This window comes from Desulfurella sp., from assembly GCF_023256235.1.
GTDB lineage: Bacteria > Campylobacterota_A > Desulfurellia > Desulfurellales > Desulfurellaceae > Desulfurella.
Window position 1 is genome coordinate 16,694 of sequence record NZ_JAGDWY010000037.1, and the last position, 18,860, is coordinate 35,553.

Here is an 18,860-nt window from a genome sequence, read left to right on the forward strand (position 1 = left end):
CCCTTAAATCTGTAGCCATAACGGGAGCTCCCAATAGCTTTTTAACACCAACTACAATTGCTTTATTGCCACTTATTGAGATATTTGCGCCCATACGGTTAAGTTCGGCTACGTGTTGGAAACGGTTTTCAAATATTGTTTCTTCTATTATGCTTGTACCACTTGCAAGTGTAAGCATTGCAGTAAATTGAGCTTGCATATCTGTAGGAAATCCTGGATAGGCAAATGTTTTAATGTTAACCGGTAAAAACTTTGAATGAGAAATTACTATTGTGTTATCATTTATTTGTACATCTGCGCCTGCTTCTTTAATTTTGTCAATAATAGCATGCATACAATAAACTGGTGCATTTTTAATAGTTAGGCTTGATTTTGTAGCATGTGCAATACACATAAAGGTGCCTGCTTCAATGCGATCTGGCATAACTTCATAATCGCATCCTTCAAGATTTTCTACACCTGTAATTTCTATGGTCGAGCTGCCAGCACCTGTAATTTTTGCGCCGCATTTATTTAGAAAGTTAGCCAGGTCAACTACTTCTGGTTCTTTGGCTGCATTGTATATTGTTGTTTTGCCTTCAGATAACGCAGCTGCCATTATAATGTTTTCTGTTCCTGTAACTGTTGGCATATCAAGGTAAATTTCCGTTCCTTTAAGTTTTTTTGAACTGGCATGAATATAGCCTTGCTCTATATTTATTTTTGCTCCCATTGATTTTAAAGCTTCAATATGTAAGTTAACAGGCCTAACGCCAATTGCACACCCGCCAGGCAAAGACACAACAGCTTTATTATATTTTGCTACAAGAGGCCCAAGTACTAAAATTGAAGCGCGCATTTTTCGTACAAGCTCATACTCTGCTTTTGTTGATTTTAAATTTGAGCAGTCAATATGTAACGTGTTATTTTCAAAGCTATACCGGCAGCCCATATTTTCAAGCAACTTTAGCATTGTATTAATATCAGCTAGATCCGGTACATTATTTAAGGTACATGGTTTATTGCATAGTATTGTTGCTGCTATGATTGGTAATGCTGCGTTTTTTGAACCACTTATTTCTACACTACCATGCAAGGTTTTTGAACCTTCTATAACAAACTTATCCATACAATCCCTCATTAAATATACTTGCAACCCCAAGCAAACCAGCAAATGAAGGGTTATCATCAACTGCAAATTTGCAAGGTTTTATTCTATATACAAACGATCGTCTTTGAACAGTTTTTTTAAGCGTTTCAACAAAAGCATCAAAGTTATTTGCAATGCCACCGCTAAATACTATAAGATCACTCCCAAAAACATTTATAAGATCTGCTACCACAATGCCTAAGTATTGTGCAAACCTATCTACTATGCGTTTGTATATTTTATTTTGTGAGTAGTTGGAAAAAATATTTTCAAGCGACTCATATACATTGTGTTTTTTAGCAAAATCAAGTATGTTTTCTACGCCAGTGTATTTTTCTATACAGCCTCTATTGTTGCAACCGCAGCGTTTGCCATTTATTGTGGCGCTAATGTGACCTACCTCAAAGACACTTATAGAGCTTTTTAGAAGTTTACCATTTACAATTGCACCGCCACCAAGACCTGTTCCCAATGTTAAGTGTATCATGTCTGGTATTTTGTATTTCCTAAAAGAATTTAAGCAGGCTGCATTTGCATCGTTTTCTACTTCAATATGTAAATTTGGCTTCTGGAATTCTTTAAATGAAAAATTGTTTAAAAATAACATATTGGGTGAATGCAAAATCTTTTGAGAACCATAATCAACTATGCCAGCTACGCAAAAACCTATATGTTCTATTTTGTTTTTTAGTATTATATTGGATATTACATTTTTAAAATCATTTATATTTTTTGGTGTTTGTATGGTATTTACTTCTTCTATATTGTACAACTTGTCAATTATTGCATATTTTATACGTGTTCCACCGATGTCAAAGCACAAAGTCAACGAAGCGTTCCTTCAATATATTTTTGGTGAGCTTTTTTTAAGCAGTAATCCATTATAAATAAAATTCCTGTACCTTCGGTCATTTTTTTGGATTCAGGGCTTATAATGTCTTCTTGAAGCCAGATTGCTTTGGGCTTTATCTTTAGGGCAGATTCAACGACAGCTGGACAGTCTTTGGCATTTCTAAAAACATCTACAACATCCACTTCAAATGGTATGTCTTCTAATTTTGCATAACATTTTTCACCCAATATTTCGCTTACACCAGGTCTTACAGGTACAATCTTATAACCTTTGCTTTGCATGTATTGGGCTACATCATAACTTGGTCTATCAGGTTTTGGTGATAAACCAACCACAGCTATTGTTTTCATTTTTAAAATTTCTTTTACTGTTTCTTCGTCTTCTTTTGATATCTCACCAAAGCCTAACCTGCAGCTTTCCATTTTTACTAACCCCCAAGACTTTTTATTCTATCTTCTTTTGTGCCTACATGTGTAATTTTTATGCCAAAATTGCCGCCAACTACTACAACTATACCTTTGGCAATTGTTTTGCCGTTAATCAAGATTTCCATTGGCTCATCTACACTTTTGTCAAGATCTATTATAGTGCCTTCTGATAATTTTACAATATCTTTAAGCAACATTTGTTTTGAGCCAATTCTTACGCGAGCATTAAGTTCTATATCCATTAGTAAATTTAAATTATCTTTTGAGGTCTCTTGCGTGTTATTGTGCCTGGGTTCATTATCAATTTCAAATATAGGTGCAGTATCCTTGTCTGGGTTTTGTGAGATTTCAATTTTTAGACTATCCAAAACTTTTTCAAATTCATCAATGCTTACATATTGATATAAAGAGCTTTCTAACGTATTTGTAATTATAATTTCAAATTCTGATTCAAAAAAACGATCGCCTTGTGGTTTTTCCTGAGAAAATCCATCAAAACTAACTTTATAACCATTTTCTCTAAGTGCTTGTGCATATGCGCCAAAACTTTGAGAAAATAATTCTTTTAAAGAGTCTATGTCGTCTGGGTCTAAAGTATCTTTAGCCTGACCTGGTCCCATAAGCATCAAATCAGATAAAATAGATGCTAATTTTGCATTGAGAGATACATATAGTCCTAAATTTACACCGTTAATATTTAGATTGCATTTTCCAGAAAAATCAGCTTCTTCAATTTTATCTGTAATCTGGGCTTTTGTAAATTTTATAAGGCAATCTATATTTAACGCTTTTTTTATTGTTTCTTCTAAAACAATAGCTTCTTTTGTAAAAAATATTTCAATATTTGACTTAATGTCTTTATTTAAATCAAACAATATGTGCCTCCTAAATGGTAAGTTTAGCTATCTTGATAGCTTTTTTATTTTTTACTTTACCTAATTTTGCTTCAAACTTTTTAACACCATTGCAATATACTTCAGAAAATTCGTTTGTGTTTTTATGTAGTATGTAAATATCATTTGGTTTTAAATTTAAAAAATTTTCCACACTTATATTGAAATCACCCAAATATACCTCAAGTCTTATTAAAACATTATCTAGAATTTGCAAAATGTTAACCACTCTATTTATATGCTCTTTTCTTGAAATTGAAAGCATATCGTGTGTGCTTATTTTTGTTAAAATTGGCTCAAGTGTTATGACGGGTATACAAAAATTTATTATACCTTTATAATCGCCCATTTTAACTTCGAATACAATCAATACTACCACTTCTGATGGCGCTACAATCTGAACAACGTTTGGACTTGTTTCCTGGGCTGTAACTTCAAATCTAATTTCTGCAATTGGGGCCCAGATATTTTTTAAATCACTAAGCATTAAGTTAACAATGTCCAATAGTATACTTTGTTCTATATCTGTAAAAGGCCTTATATTTTGAAAAGTCGTTCCAAAACCACCAAGTAACCTATCTATAAGTACAAAACCAATATCTGGTTCTATTGCTATTATGCCACTGCCTTCAAGGGGATACAGATTGATAACATTAAAGCTTACAGATTGAGATAATGAAAGTACAAACTCACCATAAGTCATCTGATCTACGCTTGCGACATCTATTTCTATAATTGTGCGTAAGAAACCAGACAGTTTTGACGAAAAATTCCTTGCAAATTTATCGTGAAGGTTTTTTAGTGCCCTTATTTGCTCTTTTGATACTTTATCAGGTCTTTTAAAATCATATATGGATACTTTTTCTTCAATAAGTGTTTCTGGTAATTCTTGTGGTGTTTCTTCTTTTCCTATTGTTGAAAGTAGAGCATCTATTTCTTCCTGCGATAAAATTTCTGCCATTTTTTATCCAACAATTTTTTTAACAATTTCTGGTATTTCTTCTAAATCACCAATATAATCAACTATATTATTTTCCGTTGGTTTTCTTGGCATTCCCCAAACGACACAAGATTCTTTACTTTGTGCAATAATTATGCCACCTGTTTTTTTTAACTTTACAAGGCCCTGATAACCGTCATTTCCCATTCCTGTCATTATAATTGCCAGTGTTTTATCTTTTGTTGTTTGTGCACATGATTCAAACAGTACATCAGCACTTGGTACATAAATTGTTTTTGGCTGGTCAGAGATTTTTATAATAAGCAAACCTCCTTTTTCATATACGCTCATCTGTAAACCACCTGGAGCTAAATAACCTTTGCCATTTTCAGCAATTTCTAGGTCTTGGGCTTCTTTTATAGGAATAGTTGAAATTCTATCCAGTGATTTTGCAAAAATAGGTGTAAATGTAGCAGGCATATGCTGTACAATTAAAACGGGCACATTAACTTTTGGAAATTCACTCATTATCCTTTCTAAAGCAACAGGACCACCAGTTGAAGTAGCGATTGCTATAAGTCTTATATCCTTTTTTGTTATTTCTGATATTTTGGGAAGTTTTACAGATACAGGTTCAGTTTGTTTGATAAGTCTTGGTTTGGCAACTTTTGAATTTTTTGCTGCAATAATTTTTTCAATTAATAATTCTCTTGCGTCTTTTGTAATTTTATTGAAATTTAAAACATCATTTTTTGGTATATAGTCAACTGCACCAAGATGAAGCGCTTCAAGTGTTGTGCTTGCGCCTTCGGTAGTTAGGGTAGATACCATAATTACTGGCGTTGGGTTTTCAATCATTATGCGCTTTAGCGCTTCAAGGCCATTAAGCTTTGGCATTTCAACATCCATTGTAACAACATCCGGTTTTAATTCTTTTACTTTTTCTATAGCTTCTAAACCATCTTGAGCTGTTGCTATAACTTGTATTTGGCCAGATTCTTCCAGTATTCTTGTTAAATATTTTCTTGAAATAAGCGAGTCATCAACAACCAAAACCCTAACCATAAATTCTCCAAAGATTTGACATTTACAAAGAAATAATATAAATTTTGTGTCAGAAAAGCAAATAAATTTTCTAGGAGGTAGAGCATGGGATTGACAGTTGCTCAAAAGATACTCAAAGAGCATTTGGTTGATGGTAGCCTCACAGAAGGAGACGAGATTGGTATAAAAATTGATCAAACACTCACACAGGATGCAACAGGCACAATGGCAGACCTTCAATTTGAACAAATGGGTACCCCTCGTGTAAGAACCGAGGTTTCTGTAAGCTACATTGACCACAAAACAATTCAGATGGGCTTTGAGGATGCAGATGATCATACCTATTTGCAAACATTTGCAAAAAAGTATGGACTTTATTTATCAAAAGCAGGTAACGGTATATGTCATCAAGTTCATGTAGAACGTTTTGGAAAACCAGGCAAAACATTGCTTGGCTCTGACTCGCATACGCCAACTGGTGGCGGTATTGGCATGATAGCAATAGGTGCAGGTGGACTTGATGTAGCAAGTGCTATGGCAGGCATGCCATTTTATATGCCAAGGCCAAAAATTGTTGGTATTAAATTAACAGGCAAGCTTCAACCATGGGTTTCAGCAAAAGATATCATCTTAAAAGTGTTGCAAATACTCACAACAAAGGGCAATGTTGGTTGGATTGCAGAATACTTTGGAGATGGTGTAAAACACTTAAGTGTTCCAGAACGTGCAACCATTACAAACATGGGTGCAGAGCTTGGTGTAACAACGAGCGTTTTTCCATCAGATGAAACAACAAGGTATTTTTTGAAAGCGCAAAAGCGAGAATCAGATTGGATTCCTTTAGAAGCAGACCCTGATGCAGTGTATGATAAAGTAATTGAAATAAATCTAAATGAACTAGAGCCAATGATAGCACAGCCTCACTCACCAGATAATGTAGTGCGCGTTAGGGATATTGAAGGTACACCTGTAGATCAGGTTATGGTTGGAAGCTGCACGAACTCTTCCTATAAAGATGGAAAGATTGTTGCAGAAATTGTAAAAGGTAGGGTTGCAAATGAAAATGTAAGTTTTGGCTATGCTCCTGGCTCAAAACAGGTTTTAAGGATGCTTGCAGACGAAGGTGAATTAAGCCATATTATAGCTGCAGGCGCAAGGATATTGGAATCAGCATGCGGTTTTTGTATAGGTGCTGGTCAGGCCCCAAGAAACAATGCAGTTTCCATAAGGACCAATAACAGAAACTTCTATGGGAGAAGTGGAACAACGACAGCTAAAGTTTACTTGGTAAGCCCAGAAACAGCAGCCGCATGTGCTTTAACCGGAAAGATAACGGATCCAAGAGATTTAGAGAAACTTTTTGGCATACAATATCCAAAAGTTGAGGTTCCAAGCGAATTTACAATAGATGATACTTTAATTATACCGCCTGCTGATGAATCTGAAGCTTCAAAAGTTGAGCTGTATAAGGGTCCAAATATTGTTGATCCGCCTGGTGGCAGTGCTATGCCATCTGATTTGATTGGTGAAGTTGCTGGCAAATTTGGCGATAAAATAACTACAGATGATATAATGCCTGCAGGTGACTTGCTAAAATATCGCTCAAATGTGCCAAAGTATGCTGAGTATGTTTTTGTAAAAAGAGACCCAACATTTGCTCAAAGATGTTTAGAAAACAAAAAAATGGGTATACACAATATCATTGTAGGTGGCGATTCATACGGACAGGGTTCGTCAAGAGAGCATGCAGCACTGTGTCCAATGTATTTGGGTGTAAAAGCTGTTATAGCTAAAGCCATTGAGCGCATACACAGAGCTAACTTGATTAATTTTGGTATATTGCCATTAACTTTCAAAAACCCGGACGATTATGAAAAAATTGATCAGGGAGATAGAATAAAACTGCCAAACATAAGAAAAGCTCTAATCGAAAACAAAGGCGAGGTAATACTCTATAACGAAACAAAGGGTATTTCTATACCTTTGCAATATCATTAAACAGATAGGGAAATTAAAACAATACTGGCTGGTGGCACAATGAAACTGGCAAAAGATTTCCCAGGTAAAAGCTTTAAAGAAATAGTTTTTGATTCCTAAAAAAATAAAAAAGAGGAAAGTAATGAAAACATTATTTTATGTATTAAAAGACCCATCAAATACAATGGATTATTTTCATTTATTTCTAAATGTAAAAGATCTAAGAAAAAAGAATTATGATGTTAAAATTATATTGGAAGGTTATGCAACAAGCGTTGTCCAAAAAATGTCAGATAAAAATCACCCCCTAAATGCTGCGTATGAAGATATAAAAAGCGCTATTGTGGCAGTTTGCAAAGGCTGTGCTATTGCTACAAAAAGCTTAGAGGCTGCAGAGGCTCAAGGTTTGCCAGTAATTGGAAATCTTGATAATCATGTTGCACTTGAACCATACATAAAAGATGGCTATAGTATAATTGTATTTTAAATTTTTTAGGAGAGCACGGTCTCTCCTAAATATTCTTCTTGTAATCAATTTTTAAAAAGATTATAATAATTAATTATGGTATTTGTTTCTTTTGTGTGGCACATGCATCAGCCCTACTACAAAGACGATATTGAAGGTAAATATTTAGCAAGCTGGGTAAGGCTTCACGCTTCAAAGGACTATCTTGATATGCTAAAAATTGCCCAAAACAACAATGCACGTGTTACTTTCAATCTAACACCTGTACTTGTAAATCAAATTTTGTCCTATAAAAGCCTGGAATGCGAAAGTACAGCAAATTTGCTAACAAAACCGGTTAAAGAGCTTAATGATAAGCAAAAGTTATATATTTTGGAGGATTCTTTTAAAGTAAACCCACAAATCATACAAAAATTGCCTAAATATAGACAGCTTTACCACAAAAAACAAAATGCTAATGCAAATATTTTGAATATTTTTAGTGATGAAGAAATTTTAATATGTGAAGTAGCTTATTTACTTTCATGGTTTGGGAATCTTCAAAAAGATGAAACAATAAAAAAAATAGAGGAAAATTTAAGTACAGCTGGTGAAGAAGAAAAACAATACCTGCTTGACAAACAACTCCAAATTCTTCAATCGATTGTACCAGAATATAAAAAAGCTGTCCACAATGGTGATATTTGTTTAACCACAACACCTTTTTATCATCCAATTTTGCCTTTGCTTATTGATACTGATATAGCAAGAGTTTCAAACCCAGAAATTAATTTACCAAAAAAATTTAGCTACAAAGAAGATGCAAAATGGCACATACAAATTGCAAAAACCTACATGGAACGCATTTTTGAATCAAAAATACAAGGTATGTGGCCATCGGAAGGCTCAGTTAGTGATGAGGCACTTTGTTTAATTGCTGAGTGTGGTTTTAAATTTGCAGCAACAGATGAGCAAATCATAAAAAATTCAGGTTTCAGTGATATTTATAAACCGTATTTATATGAAAACAATAATTTGTCTTTGCATATGTTTTTTAGAGATCATACATTATCAGATAAGATAGGTTTTGTATACTCACATTTAAATTACAAAGATGCAGTAGAAGATTTTTTAGACTCTATAAAATCTATAGAATCAAATAATCCGCGCTCAATTGTAAGTATAATTTTAGATGGTGAAAATGCGTGGGAATACTATGATAACAATGGTTATGATTTTTTGAACCATCTATACGATAGCTTGCAAAAAGACCCAAAAATCGAACTTGTAACTCCAAGTGAGTATCTAGAGCTACAAGATATTAAAGAACTAAAATTCAGCAAAATCTGGCCTGGTTCGTGGATTGGGGCTAATTTTAATATATGGATTGGCGACGAAGAAGACAACAAAGCATGGGATTTACTACACAAAGCTCGCCTTGAGGTTGGATCAAACAAAGCAAGCATGCAAGAGCTTTACAAAGCTCAAGGTAGCGATTGGAACTGGTGGTATGGGAAAGACCACTCATCTACAGACGATGTTTTGTTTGATAATTTATTTAGAAACTTGCTTATAAAAGCTTATTTACTTGCAAAAAAAAATCCACCCGAAGATCTTTATTTACCTATTAAAAAACAGGTGAGCGCTCTGGAAAGCAAAAATCCAATTAGTTTCATAAACCCAAAAATTGATGGCATAATTAGTTCTTATTTTGAATGGGCAGGATCTGGCGAATTTGTAGAACTAGAATCTGCAATGAGTATTTCAAATAGAATGATTAAAAAAGTTAACTATGGTTTTAATGAAAACGATATTTTTTTGAGGGTAGATTTCAACAGCAGACCACGTGATTTATTTGATAAATATGGTATTTGCATAGAAATATTTGACAATATTAAAACCTTCCTTTTTCTATCAAAAAAGTCAAGTTATATCCAAAGATTTGATAGAAATGGAAAAATAATTGCACAAGAGAATTTTCTGGATTATGCTATAGATAAGATTCTTGAACTTAAAATTTCAAAAGATTTTTTAGGTGTCCATGAAAAAGAAAAAGTTTATTTACATATTAATATTAAACATGAAAATCAAATTATAGAAAGATTTCCAACCAACAAAGACATACTTATTGAAATACCATCCAGAAATTTTGAATATGAGAATTGGTTTATATGATAGTTTCTATAGTAGGCAGACCCAATGTTGGCAAATCAAGCCTATTTAATTTACTTATAGGCAAAAATAAAAGTATAATAAGCGATATTCCTGGCACGACACGGGATAGAATAGCCGATTACTTGTTCATTAAGGATAAAAGTGCCATACTTATGGATACAGGTGGACTGAATGATGAAGAACCCTTAAGCGATTTTGATATATATTTGTTTAAAATGATTATAAAATTAAAAAAAAAATATATTATTGTTGTTAATAAAATAGATAAGAAAAATGAAGAATTTTTTTACAGCTATATGCGTTTCAAAGATGCTATATTTATATCAACAAAACATAAAACCAATTTAAATACTTTAAAAGATAAGCTTTATGAACTTATACAAAAAAATGTCAAAGTAGAAGATGCAGATACAAAGTTAGCAATAGTTGGAAGGACTAATGTTGGAAAATCAAGTCTTTTTAATGCGATTTTAAAAAAAGAACGTTCAATTGTTGACAATAATGCAGGCACAACGCTTGATAGTGTTGAAACTTTAATAAAGTATCATGAAAAAACATATAAATTTATTGATACGGCTGGTTTAAGATTGAAATTAAAAAAAGAAAGCCTTGACAAATTGGCATCTTATCTAACATTGTTTTCTATTGAAAGGTGTGATATAGCGCTTTTGGTAATTGATTCAAGTCAAGGTGTAACAACACAGGATTTAAGGATAGCTTCAATACTAGAGCGCAAACATAAAGGTATTATAGTTTTGTTTAATAAGTGGGATTTAGTTGAAAAAGATTCCGAAAAAGTTTTTAAGGATTTAAAAAACAGACTTTCTTTTATAAATTTTGTACCGTTTTTGAAGGTAAGTGCTAAAGAATCAAAAAACATCGATAAAATTTTTAAGTATGTAAGTATTGTTGAAGAATATTATAACAAAAGAGTTTCAACGTACAATCTTAACGAAGCATTTCGTTTTTTAAGCGCAAAACATCATGCAGTAAGTGTTAATTCCAAACCTATAAAGATAAAATTTATTAATCAGGTAGATATAAAACCGCCAACATTTGTTATTTTTACAAATGTAAAAAAAGTGCCCAAAAACTACGAGCACTTTGTTAAAAACCAGCTATATTCAATATTTAAATTTACAGGTTGTCCTTTAAAGCTGATTTTTAAATGATTAAAGATTAATCATAAAATGTTACAAAATCTTCTACGGCAATCCTATCCATGGTTAATTTGTTTATATAGGCATTATTATCTGGATACCCCAATGAAATTCCCATAACAACAATTTTTGTATCTGGTATATTAAGTGTTTTCTTTATAACCGGGGCATATGCAGCAATGGATGTTTTTGGACAAGTGGCAAGACCAAACTCTAAAGCAAGTAACATAATTGTTTGAGCCATAATGCCAATGTCTATAAATGTATTTTCACCCAGATTTTTTTCTCTTAATAAAAGCAATTCTACAGGTGCATTGAAAAATCTGAAATTTTCCAATATGTGTTCTTGTAAAGCAACTTTATCTTTTGGATCTAAGTTTTTAAACTCAAATACCCTTGTGTTGCAAGCTTTACGCCTGTCTTTTATGTATTGGGGCATGTCTTTGACTTCGTAGATATAATCGTATTGTCTTTCAACGCCACTTTTAACAGCTTCTACTAAAGCATCACTTAATTGCTTTTTAGTTTTTCCTGTCAATACTAGAATTTCCCATGGCTGAACATTGTGACCTGAAGGAGCAAACCTTGCAATATCAAACAATTTATAGAGTATTTCTTTGTCAACTGGTTTGTCCAAAAATGCCCGCGTTGATTTTCTAGATTTTACAGCTTCAATAACAGTCATTTTAAAACCCCCTGCTTTTTATTTAAAGTGTAAACAACAAAAGCGAAAAAATCAAGAGGGAAAAATCCCCCTTGATTTTATAAAAGACCAGCTTCTTCGAGTATATCATCCACGTATTCTTTTAATGGATCTAAGCTTTGGTGGAACAAGCATTCTGGCATTGTTTCAAGTTTTTCTGCAATTTGAGGTTTAAAGCTCATTTTTGCTAAGATATCTTTTTCAAGGTCAATACCCGGTGCAATTTCTTTTAGTATAAGACCGTTTTCATTTAAACCAAATACTGCTCTTTCTGTTACATAGATAATTTCTTTTTTTGCTTTTACTGCTTGTGGACCGCTGAATACAATTTTTACTATCTTTTCATTAAACTTTAATATATTTCCATCATTCTTTATTATCAATTTTCCTTTGGAAGCATCTATATCAAATTTGCCAGCAGTAAAACCACCAGCAAAGAATGTTCTAGGCGAACCTGCACTAATTACAGGAAAACCGCCCGGGCCTGATACCCTTGTAGAGCTGTATGATGGGTTTAGATTGCCTTTTGGATCTATTTCCATAAAACCAAGTGAAGCAAAGTCTATTATGCCACCTTCATAATTTGTAAACATATCAGGCATAGGAATCAAAGCCTGTGGTGATATAGCAACGCCAAAATCTGGTCCAACTAAAGCTATACCGCCAATTGGACCTGGCTCAACTGTTAAAGCAAGTAAATTGCTAAGTCCCAACTCGCCAGCAAGCCATGAAACATACACAGGTATGCCTATACCTAAGTTACCAAACAAAGGTTTTTTCAATTTTGCTGCTGTTCTCATCACTTCAATCAAAACTCTACCGGCTGCAATCCTATCCCTTATTTGATCTGGTGCAGGCAGGAGTTCTTCGAGTTCTTTTGTTTTTTTGGCTTTTACATGTCCAGCTAGCCTTGGATCATATACATAGCTACCAGAGAGTTTGTGATATTTTTCTGCATCTGGAGCTACAACAACATAGTCTACAAGTGGAGCTGGAACAATTACTTCTCTTGTTGGTATGGTATCTTTTCTGGCCACATACTTAACCTGACAAATAACTTTGCCTTGGTTTGGAAGAGCTTTTGCGGCCTGTGCCATATTAAGCACTGTGCCATAGATGCCTTCTTCTTCCATTGAAATATTGCCATCTTCATCTGCTGTTGTGCCTCTAATAAGTGTTACATCTGGTGTTGGTGCTTGATATAGAAGCCACTCTTCACCATTAATATTTAACACATCTACTTTGCAGGTTTTTTTCTCTTTTGCAATATCATTTGATGCACCCCCATCAATTCTAGGATCCAAAAAAGTTCCAAGACCAACTTTTGTTAATAATCCTGGTCTGTTGCTTGCAACTTCTCTAAACCAATAAGAAGTTGTTCCAATGGCAAAAGAATACACTTCTATTCTGTTTTCAAGTGTCATTTTCATTAAAGCAGGCGACCAACCAATAAAAGGCATTAAAACGCCTCTTATAAAAGTTTGATTTTTATCCTGGTAAAGTTCTGAAAAAACTTTATCAAGACCTCTATCTGGTACAGCTGGGAGTGTGTCTGAGATGATAAAAAGATTGTTTGGATGACCTGTTTTTTTGTACTGTTCAAACAGCTCCAAGATGAGATACTCTGGCGCGGTTGAGAGATTAAATCCAGAGATAGCTACAACATCGCCATCTTTGATAACGCTTAATGCGTCGGAAACATTTACAACTTTTCCGTGACCCATTAAATCATACCTCCTAAAAAAATTTTTTCTTGCGCCTATACTAAAAGATTTAACCTAAAAAGTCAAATTAATTAAAATTAATTTTATTAAACAGCTATATTTGTTATTTTTATCAAAAAATGTTAAAATTAAAAAAAGAGGTGTTTTGTGTCTTTAATTGGACAGTTATTACTAAATAACCAGAAAATAACACAAGAACAACTAAAACAAGCTATACTAGAACAAGAAAAAACTAACAAACGTTTAGGTGAAATTTTAAAAGAACGCAATTTAATAACAGATGAAGATATTGCTGATGTTTTGAGCAAACAATTTAACTTAAAAAGAGTCAATTTAGGCAGTATTTCAATTGATAAGTCCGCTTTATCAGTCATAAAAGAAGATATTGCAAAAGAGCGTTTAATTTTACCTTTTGCAAAAACAAATAACGAACTTCACATAGCTGTGGTGGACCCTACAGAAAATACTTATTTAATAGATGAAATTAGATTTAAAACAGGTATTAAAAAAGTAGTTTTATATATTACAACGCCACAGGATATAATAAACGCTATAAATACAAGTTATACAGTGTATAATAAACTTGAAGAATTTGTAAAAAACCTGCCACAGATACAAACTATAGAAGAAATTAAAGAAGAAACCCAAACTATTATAGAAGAAAACGATCCGCCTTTAATTAAATTGGTTAATTCGATTATTGAAAATGCTATTATTGCAAGGGCTTCCGATATACATATCGAACCTTTTGAAAACAGTTTAAGGATCCGATATAGAATCGATGGGAAAAATATAGAAGCAATGAATTTGCCAAAACAGTTTGCCCTGAGTATTGTTTCAAGAATCAAAATCATGTCTCACTTAGATATTGCAGAAAAAAGACTTCCTCAGGATGGCAGAATAAAGCTTAAGGTAGCAGGAAAAGAAATTGATTTAAGAGTTTCTACCATACCTGTGTCTTTTGGAGAAAAATGTGTTATGAGAATTTTAGACTCAACCAGTATAAAAGTCAAGTTAAATGATTTAGGTTTTGAGCCTGAAGATTTAGAAAAATATATAAAAGCAGCTAAATCTCCTCATGGTATTATTTTAGTTACAGGACCAACAGGTTCTGGTAAATCAACCACGCTTTATGCTACACTAAATTTGCTAAACAACATTAGTGTAAATATATTAACAGCAGAAGATCCAATAGAGTATAATTTGGAAGGCATAAATCAGCTTCAGGTTAACGAAGAAATTGGTTTGACTTTTGCAAAAGCTTTGCGTTCATTTTTAAGACAGGATCCAGATATTATTATGGTTGGAGAAATTAGAGATGCAGAAACTGCAGATATTGCGATTAGAGCTGCACTAACAGGTCATTTGGTATTATCTACGCTTCATACAAATGATGCACCAAGTGCCATAGCAAGGCTTATAGATATGGGAATAGCCCCTTATTTGCTATCTTCGTCGCTGAGGCTTATTCTTGCACAAAGGCTTGTTAGAAAGATTTGTGAATCTTGTAAGACCATATATGAACCCGAGCCAGCATTAATAAAAGATTTAGGATTTGATAATCTTGAAACTACCTTCTACCATGGCAAAGGATGTGCTTTTTGTAACAATACAGGCTATAAAGGCAGAATAGCAATATATGAAGTTATGCCAATAGACGAACAGATAAGAAAGGCAATAATTTCTGGTGCAAATACAGATGAAATAAAAAAAATAGCAATTACTAATGGTATGCAGACACTAAGGCAAAGTGGTATTAAAAAAGTTCTTGATGGTATCACTACAATTGATGAAGTTCTTGAAGTAACAATTTAAAAAATGCTTAAAACAAAACAAGTATTAAACTCGCTTGAAACTAAAATTCTTAAATTTGTACATTTAAAAGATTACAAAAGCGCTGCGATCTATTTAAAAAAAGAAAATTCAGTGCTTAAGTTTGATAAATGTGCCGATTGGCTTTTATCAAAACCCGTTTTAAAACCACATATAGAAAAAATTTTTAATAAAAAACATATCTATTGTGTTTGGGATTTGCTGCTAACAAAACCTTTACGAAACGAGCATTATACTCAAATAACACCTATTGCAAATGCAAAAGATTATGCTTGTGTGCAGGGAAGTGTTGTATCAAAACAAACCGGAAATCCATACACAATAGTAATCGATGATGGCTATGAAAGGCTTGATTGTAAATGGTTTAATCTTAATCAGTTTTTAAAACACATACTCAAAAATATAAAAGTAGGCTCACGCGTAGTTTGCGAAGGGAAAATAACAGAGTTTGGACTTTTTAAACAAATGCATCATCCCCGTATAAAGCCATTTAGTCAATTTAAACCCCACATTGATGTAATTTATCCTTCGTTTGGAAATCTCAAAAATACAACGGTTAAAAAAATTATTGAGCAATATTTATCTTTATCGCCAAAGCCACCTTATGATTTTTTGCCTTATACAATAATTGCTAGAAATAATTTGCCATTTTTGAGCGAAGTATTTGATGCTTTGCATGTTAAAAGCACTTATGATGAAAAAATAGAAAAGCGTTTAAAGTATGAAGAGCTTTTTTTGATGCAGCTTGGACTTGCTTTGCAAGAGCATGATAAAACAAATGAATCAATAAGTATTGAGTTTGATGAGGATTTTTTACAAAAAATAGAAAAAAAGTTAGCATTTGAGCTTACAATTGATCAAAAAAAAGCGATCAATATGATTTTAAACGATATGCGTTATGCCAAAGCTTCATCAAGATTGCTACAAGGCGATGTGGGTTCTGGCAAAACTATAGTGGCATTAATTTGCGCTTTGGCTGTATTGAAAAACAATTACCAGGTTTGTATAATGTCTCCAACCACAAGCCTTGCAGAACAAACATTTACAGTTGCAAAAAAGTTTTTAGAGGATGAGGGATTTAATGTAGGTTTGCTTGTCAGTACAACAAAGAAAAAAAATGAACTTTATCAAGCAGTTAAAGATTTTAAAATTCATTGTTTGATCGGAACGCACGCTTTGCTAAACGAAAAGCTTGAGTTTAGTAATTTGGGTTTTTTGGTGATTGACGAACAGCACCGCTTTGGTGTTGATCAAAGAAGAATTCTCTCAAGTAAAGGTAAAAGTGCATATATGTTAATAATGAGCGCAACACCTATACCAAGGAGTTTGGCTTTCGCAATTTACGGCAAAACAAAAGTTGTTGAAATACACACAATGCCAAAAAACAGAAAAGCGGTTCATACAATTCACCTTTATAAAAAGTCTGAAGATAAAGCCTTTTTGCATGCAAGAGAAGAGATATTAAAAAAACATCAGGTTTATATCGTATTTGCTTTAATAGAAGAATCTGAGTCAAAAGTTGATTTTGATTCATTAATGGGAAGCTATGAAGATATAAAAAATAAATACTTTGGTGAATTTAAATGCGCTTTTTTGCACTCAAACATAAAAAGTGCCCAAAAAGAAAAAATTTTTTACGATTTTGTCCATGGCAAAATTGATTGCCTGATGAGCACAACTGTAATTGAAGTGGGTATAGACAACCCAAATGCTACAGTTATGATAATTGAAAATGCAGAAAATTATGGGCTTGCCCAGCTTCATCAGCTTAGGGGAAGGGTGGGAAGAAGCGATCTGGATTCATTTTGTTATTTAATTACAAAAGATAGAATATCTTCATTGGCAAAAAGGCGTATTGATGTGTTGCTTTCTACAAACGATGGCTTTGAAATAGCAAAGCAAGATTTAATTTTGCGAGGGATGGGTGAAATTTACTCAACAAGGCAACATGGTTTGCCAGATTTGGAATTTGCTGATATACTAAATGATAGAGAACTATTAGAAAAAGCCCAAAGTGATATTTATGAGCTTTTGAGCCTAAAGTATCCATTAAGTAATGGACTGATCAAGATGGTAGAGCACAAGTGGCAGAAAAAATTTTCTTTTGCGAGGGTAATATGAAAATAAGTGTAGCTCAAATGCAAGTTATTGAAGGCAATATGGAAAAAAATTATGAAACTTCTTTGGATATGATACAAAAAGCTAAATTAAATGGAAGCAATCTTGTGCTTTTTCCTGAACTTTTTTTGTCTGGGTTTGATTATACAAATTTAGATAAACTATCAAGACTTTCACCAAAATATATCGATAAATTGCTTGAGGAATCAAAAAATATTGCAATTTGCGGTACTTTTTTGGAAAATATTGACAATAAAATATACAATACTTTTTACTGTTTATACGAAAGAAAAGTTTTATTTAAGTACTCGAAAATCAAGTTATTTGAAGTAACAAAAGAAGACTATTATTTTAAAGCTGGCAATAAAAGTGGGCCAAATACATTTGATTTGTTTGGTATCAAATTTGGGGTATGTATATGTTTTGAGTTACGTTTTCCAGAAATTTTAAGAAAAGCAGCACTTAATGGTGCACAAGTTTTGCTTGTGAGTGCAATCTGGCCTATTGAGAGACTACATGCATGGCAGAGTTTGTCATGTGCAAGGGCAATTGAAAATCAGGCGTTTGTTGTAACTTGCAATGCAAATGATAGATCTGGTAAATGGATGTGTGCAGGACATTCAAGCGTTTATGATCCAAATGGTTTACTTCTTGAGTGTGCTTTGGATTGTACAACTTTAAAAAGTGTTGTTTTTGATCCTGAATATTCACGCAAAATTCAAAAAGAATTTCCAAGTTTAATTAGAGCATATGATTTGAATTGTATGGGGGAAAAAATATGAAATTTGCTATTATTACACTATCTGATAAAGGTTATGCCAAAGAAAGAGAAGATGTGACAGGACCGGCTTTGATAGATTTTATTCAAAAAAATTTAGATTTTATGGAGTTATCATACTATAAAATAATACCAGATGATAAAGATATGCTTAAAAAAGAACTTTTAGATCTTTGTGAAGCAAATATTGATCTTGTTGTAACTAACGGTTCAACTGGTATAGCTCCGCGCGATATTGCACCTGATGTTACACAGGAATTAATAGAAAAAAGACTTTGGGGTTTTGAAGAAGCAATGCGCTTAAAAAGTTTTGAAAAAACACCTACGGCTATTGTTTCAAGAGCATGCGTGGGCACAAGAAAGAACACGCTTATTATAAACTTGCCAGGCAGTCCAAAGGCAGCAATTGAAAATATTGGTTTTATATACAAAGCTATAGAACATACAATAAAAAAACTACAAGGTGATCAAACGCCTTGTGCAGGTGCAGTATGAGTGTTGACATAGGTGAAATACTTGTTTTTTTATCTTTTACTTTTTTAGCACTGGAAATTTTTTTTGCAAGTGGTGGCATTTTTACATTTGTAGGTTTGGTATCGTTCATAATTGGTACCTATTTTTTATATTTGGGTTTTAATGGCTTGCCAACAATTTTTTTTT

The 18,860-nt window shown here is 33.1% G+C and carries 16 protein-coding genes; 8 read left to right on the forward strand and 8 right to left on the reverse strand.

The genetic code is table 11. From position 1 onward, the window contains the following. The 6 genes from murA to Q0C22_RS03810 all read right to left on the reverse strand — a co-directional run. On the reverse strand, positions 1–1,108 hold a 1,108-nt coding region (gene murA, locus Q0C22_RS03785), incomplete at its 3' end, for a UDP-N-acetylglucosamine 1-carboxyvinyltransferase (protein ID WP_291491029.1). Continuing rightward, the gene (locus Q0C22_RS03790; RefSeq protein ID WP_291491039.1) at positions 1,101–1,958 is read right to left on the reverse strand and encodes an ROK family protein; all 858 of its coding nucleotides are present in this window, start codon (positions 1,956–1,958) and stop codon (positions 1,101–1,103) included. The genes Q0C22_RS03790 and murA, both read right to left, overlap by 8 nt. Further along, entirely contained in the window at positions 1,955–2,404 is a 450-nt protein-coding gene (locus tag Q0C22_RS03795; RefSeq protein ID WP_291491048.1) for a CoA-binding protein, read from the reverse strand. Before Q0C22_RS03795 ends, Q0C22_RS03790 begins: the two co-directional genes overlap by 4 nt. Before the next feature lie 5 nt (positions 2,405–2,409). Next, complete coding sequence (gene fliN / locus Q0C22_RS03800) at positions 2,410–3,285, reverse strand: flagellar motor switch protein FliN (protein ID WP_291491055.1); 876 nt, start codon at positions 3,283–3,285, stop codon at positions 2,410–2,412. Between the two features lie 10 nt (positions 3,286–3,295). Continuing rightward, entirely contained in the window at positions 3,296–4,264 is a 969-nt protein-coding gene (fliM, locus tag Q0C22_RS03805; protein WP_291491078.1) for a flagellar motor switch protein FliM, read from the reverse strand. A gap of 3 nt (positions 4,265–4,267) precedes the next feature. Further along, complete coding sequence (locus Q0C22_RS03810) at positions 4,268–5,308, reverse strand: chemotaxis response regulator protein-glutamate methylesterase (RefSeq protein WP_291491086.1); 1,041 nt, start codon at positions 5,306–5,308, stop codon at positions 4,268–4,270. An 84-nt stretch (positions 5,309–5,392) separates the two neighbouring features. Here Q0C22_RS03810 and Q0C22_RS03815 point away from each other — a divergent pair, with 84 nt between their 5' ends. The 4 genes from Q0C22_RS03815 to der all read left to right on the forward strand — a co-directional run bounded on the left by Q0C22_RS03815 (position 5,393) and on the right by der (position 11,056). Then, complete coding sequence (locus tag Q0C22_RS03815) at positions 5,393–7,285, forward strand: aconitate hydratase (protein ID WP_291491094.1); 1,893 nt, start codon at positions 5,393–5,395, stop codon at positions 7,283–7,285. A 121-nt stretch (positions 7,286–7,406) separates the two neighbouring features. Continuing rightward, positions 7,407–7,751, forward strand: a complete 345-nt coding sequence (locus tag Q0C22_RS03820) for a hypothetical protein (RefSeq protein WP_291491103.1) — start codon at positions 7,407–7,409, stop codon at positions 7,749–7,751. A 75-nt stretch (positions 7,752–7,826) separates the two neighbouring features. Then, positions 7,827–9,884 (forward strand): glycoside hydrolase family 57 protein, encoded by a 2,058-nt coding sequence (locus Q0C22_RS03825; RefSeq protein ID WP_291491113.1) that lies wholly within the window; start codon positions 7,827–7,829, stop codon positions 9,882–9,884. After that, entirely contained in the window at positions 9,881–11,056 is a 1,176-nt protein-coding gene (gene der, locus Q0C22_RS03830; protein WP_291491127.1) for a ribosome biogenesis GTPase Der, read from the forward strand. Before Q0C22_RS03825 ends, der begins: the two co-directional genes overlap by 4 nt. A gap of 7 nt (positions 11,057–11,063) precedes the next feature. Here the strand turns inward: der and Q0C22_RS03835 are convergent, their stop codons facing one another. Both Q0C22_RS03835 and Q0C22_RS03840 read right to left on the reverse strand, forming a co-directional pair. Then, complete coding sequence (locus Q0C22_RS03835; RefSeq protein WP_291491136.1) at positions 11,064–11,729, reverse strand: nitroreductase; 666 nt, start codon at positions 11,727–11,729, stop codon at positions 11,064–11,066. Between the two features lie 77 nt (positions 11,730–11,806). Then, complete coding sequence (locus tag Q0C22_RS03840) at positions 11,807–13,471, reverse strand: acyl CoA:acetate/3-ketoacid CoA transferase (protein WP_291491147.1); 1,665 nt, start codon at positions 13,469–13,471, stop codon at positions 11,807–11,809. Positions 13,472–13,618: 147 nt separating this feature from the next. Here Q0C22_RS03840 and pilB point away from each other — a divergent pair, with 147 nt between their 5' ends. The 4 genes from pilB to Q0C22_RS03860 are packed head-to-tail and all read left to right on the forward strand — an operon-like array spanning position 13,619 to position 18,695. Further along, positions 13,619–15,286, forward strand: coding sequence for a type IV-A pilus assembly ATPase PilB (pilB, locus tag Q0C22_RS03845; protein WP_291491155.1), 1,668 nt, complete (start codon positions 13,619–13,621; stop codon positions 15,284–15,286). Between the two features lie 3 nt (positions 15,287–15,289). After that, positions 15,290–17,425 carry an ATP-dependent DNA helicase RecG gene (locus tag Q0C22_RS03850; protein WP_291491178.1) on the forward strand — a complete coding sequence of 712 codons (2,136 nt, stop codon included), beginning with the start codon at positions 15,290–15,292 and terminating at the stop codon, positions 17,423–17,425. Then, positions 17,422–18,204, forward strand: coding sequence for a nitrilase-related carbon-nitrogen hydrolase (locus tag Q0C22_RS03855; RefSeq protein WP_291491187.1), 783 nt, complete (start codon positions 17,422–17,424; stop codon positions 18,202–18,204). The genes Q0C22_RS03850 and Q0C22_RS03855 overlap by 4 nt, the downstream gene beginning before the upstream one ends. Beyond that, positions 18,201–18,695 carry a MogA/MoaB family molybdenum cofactor biosynthesis protein gene (locus Q0C22_RS03860; protein ID WP_291491195.1) on the forward strand — a complete coding sequence of 165 codons (495 nt, stop codon included), beginning with the start codon at positions 18,201–18,203 and terminating at the stop codon, positions 18,693–18,695. Before Q0C22_RS03855 ends, Q0C22_RS03860 begins: the two co-directional genes overlap by 4 nt. Positions 18,696–18,860 lie beyond the last annotated feature (165 nt).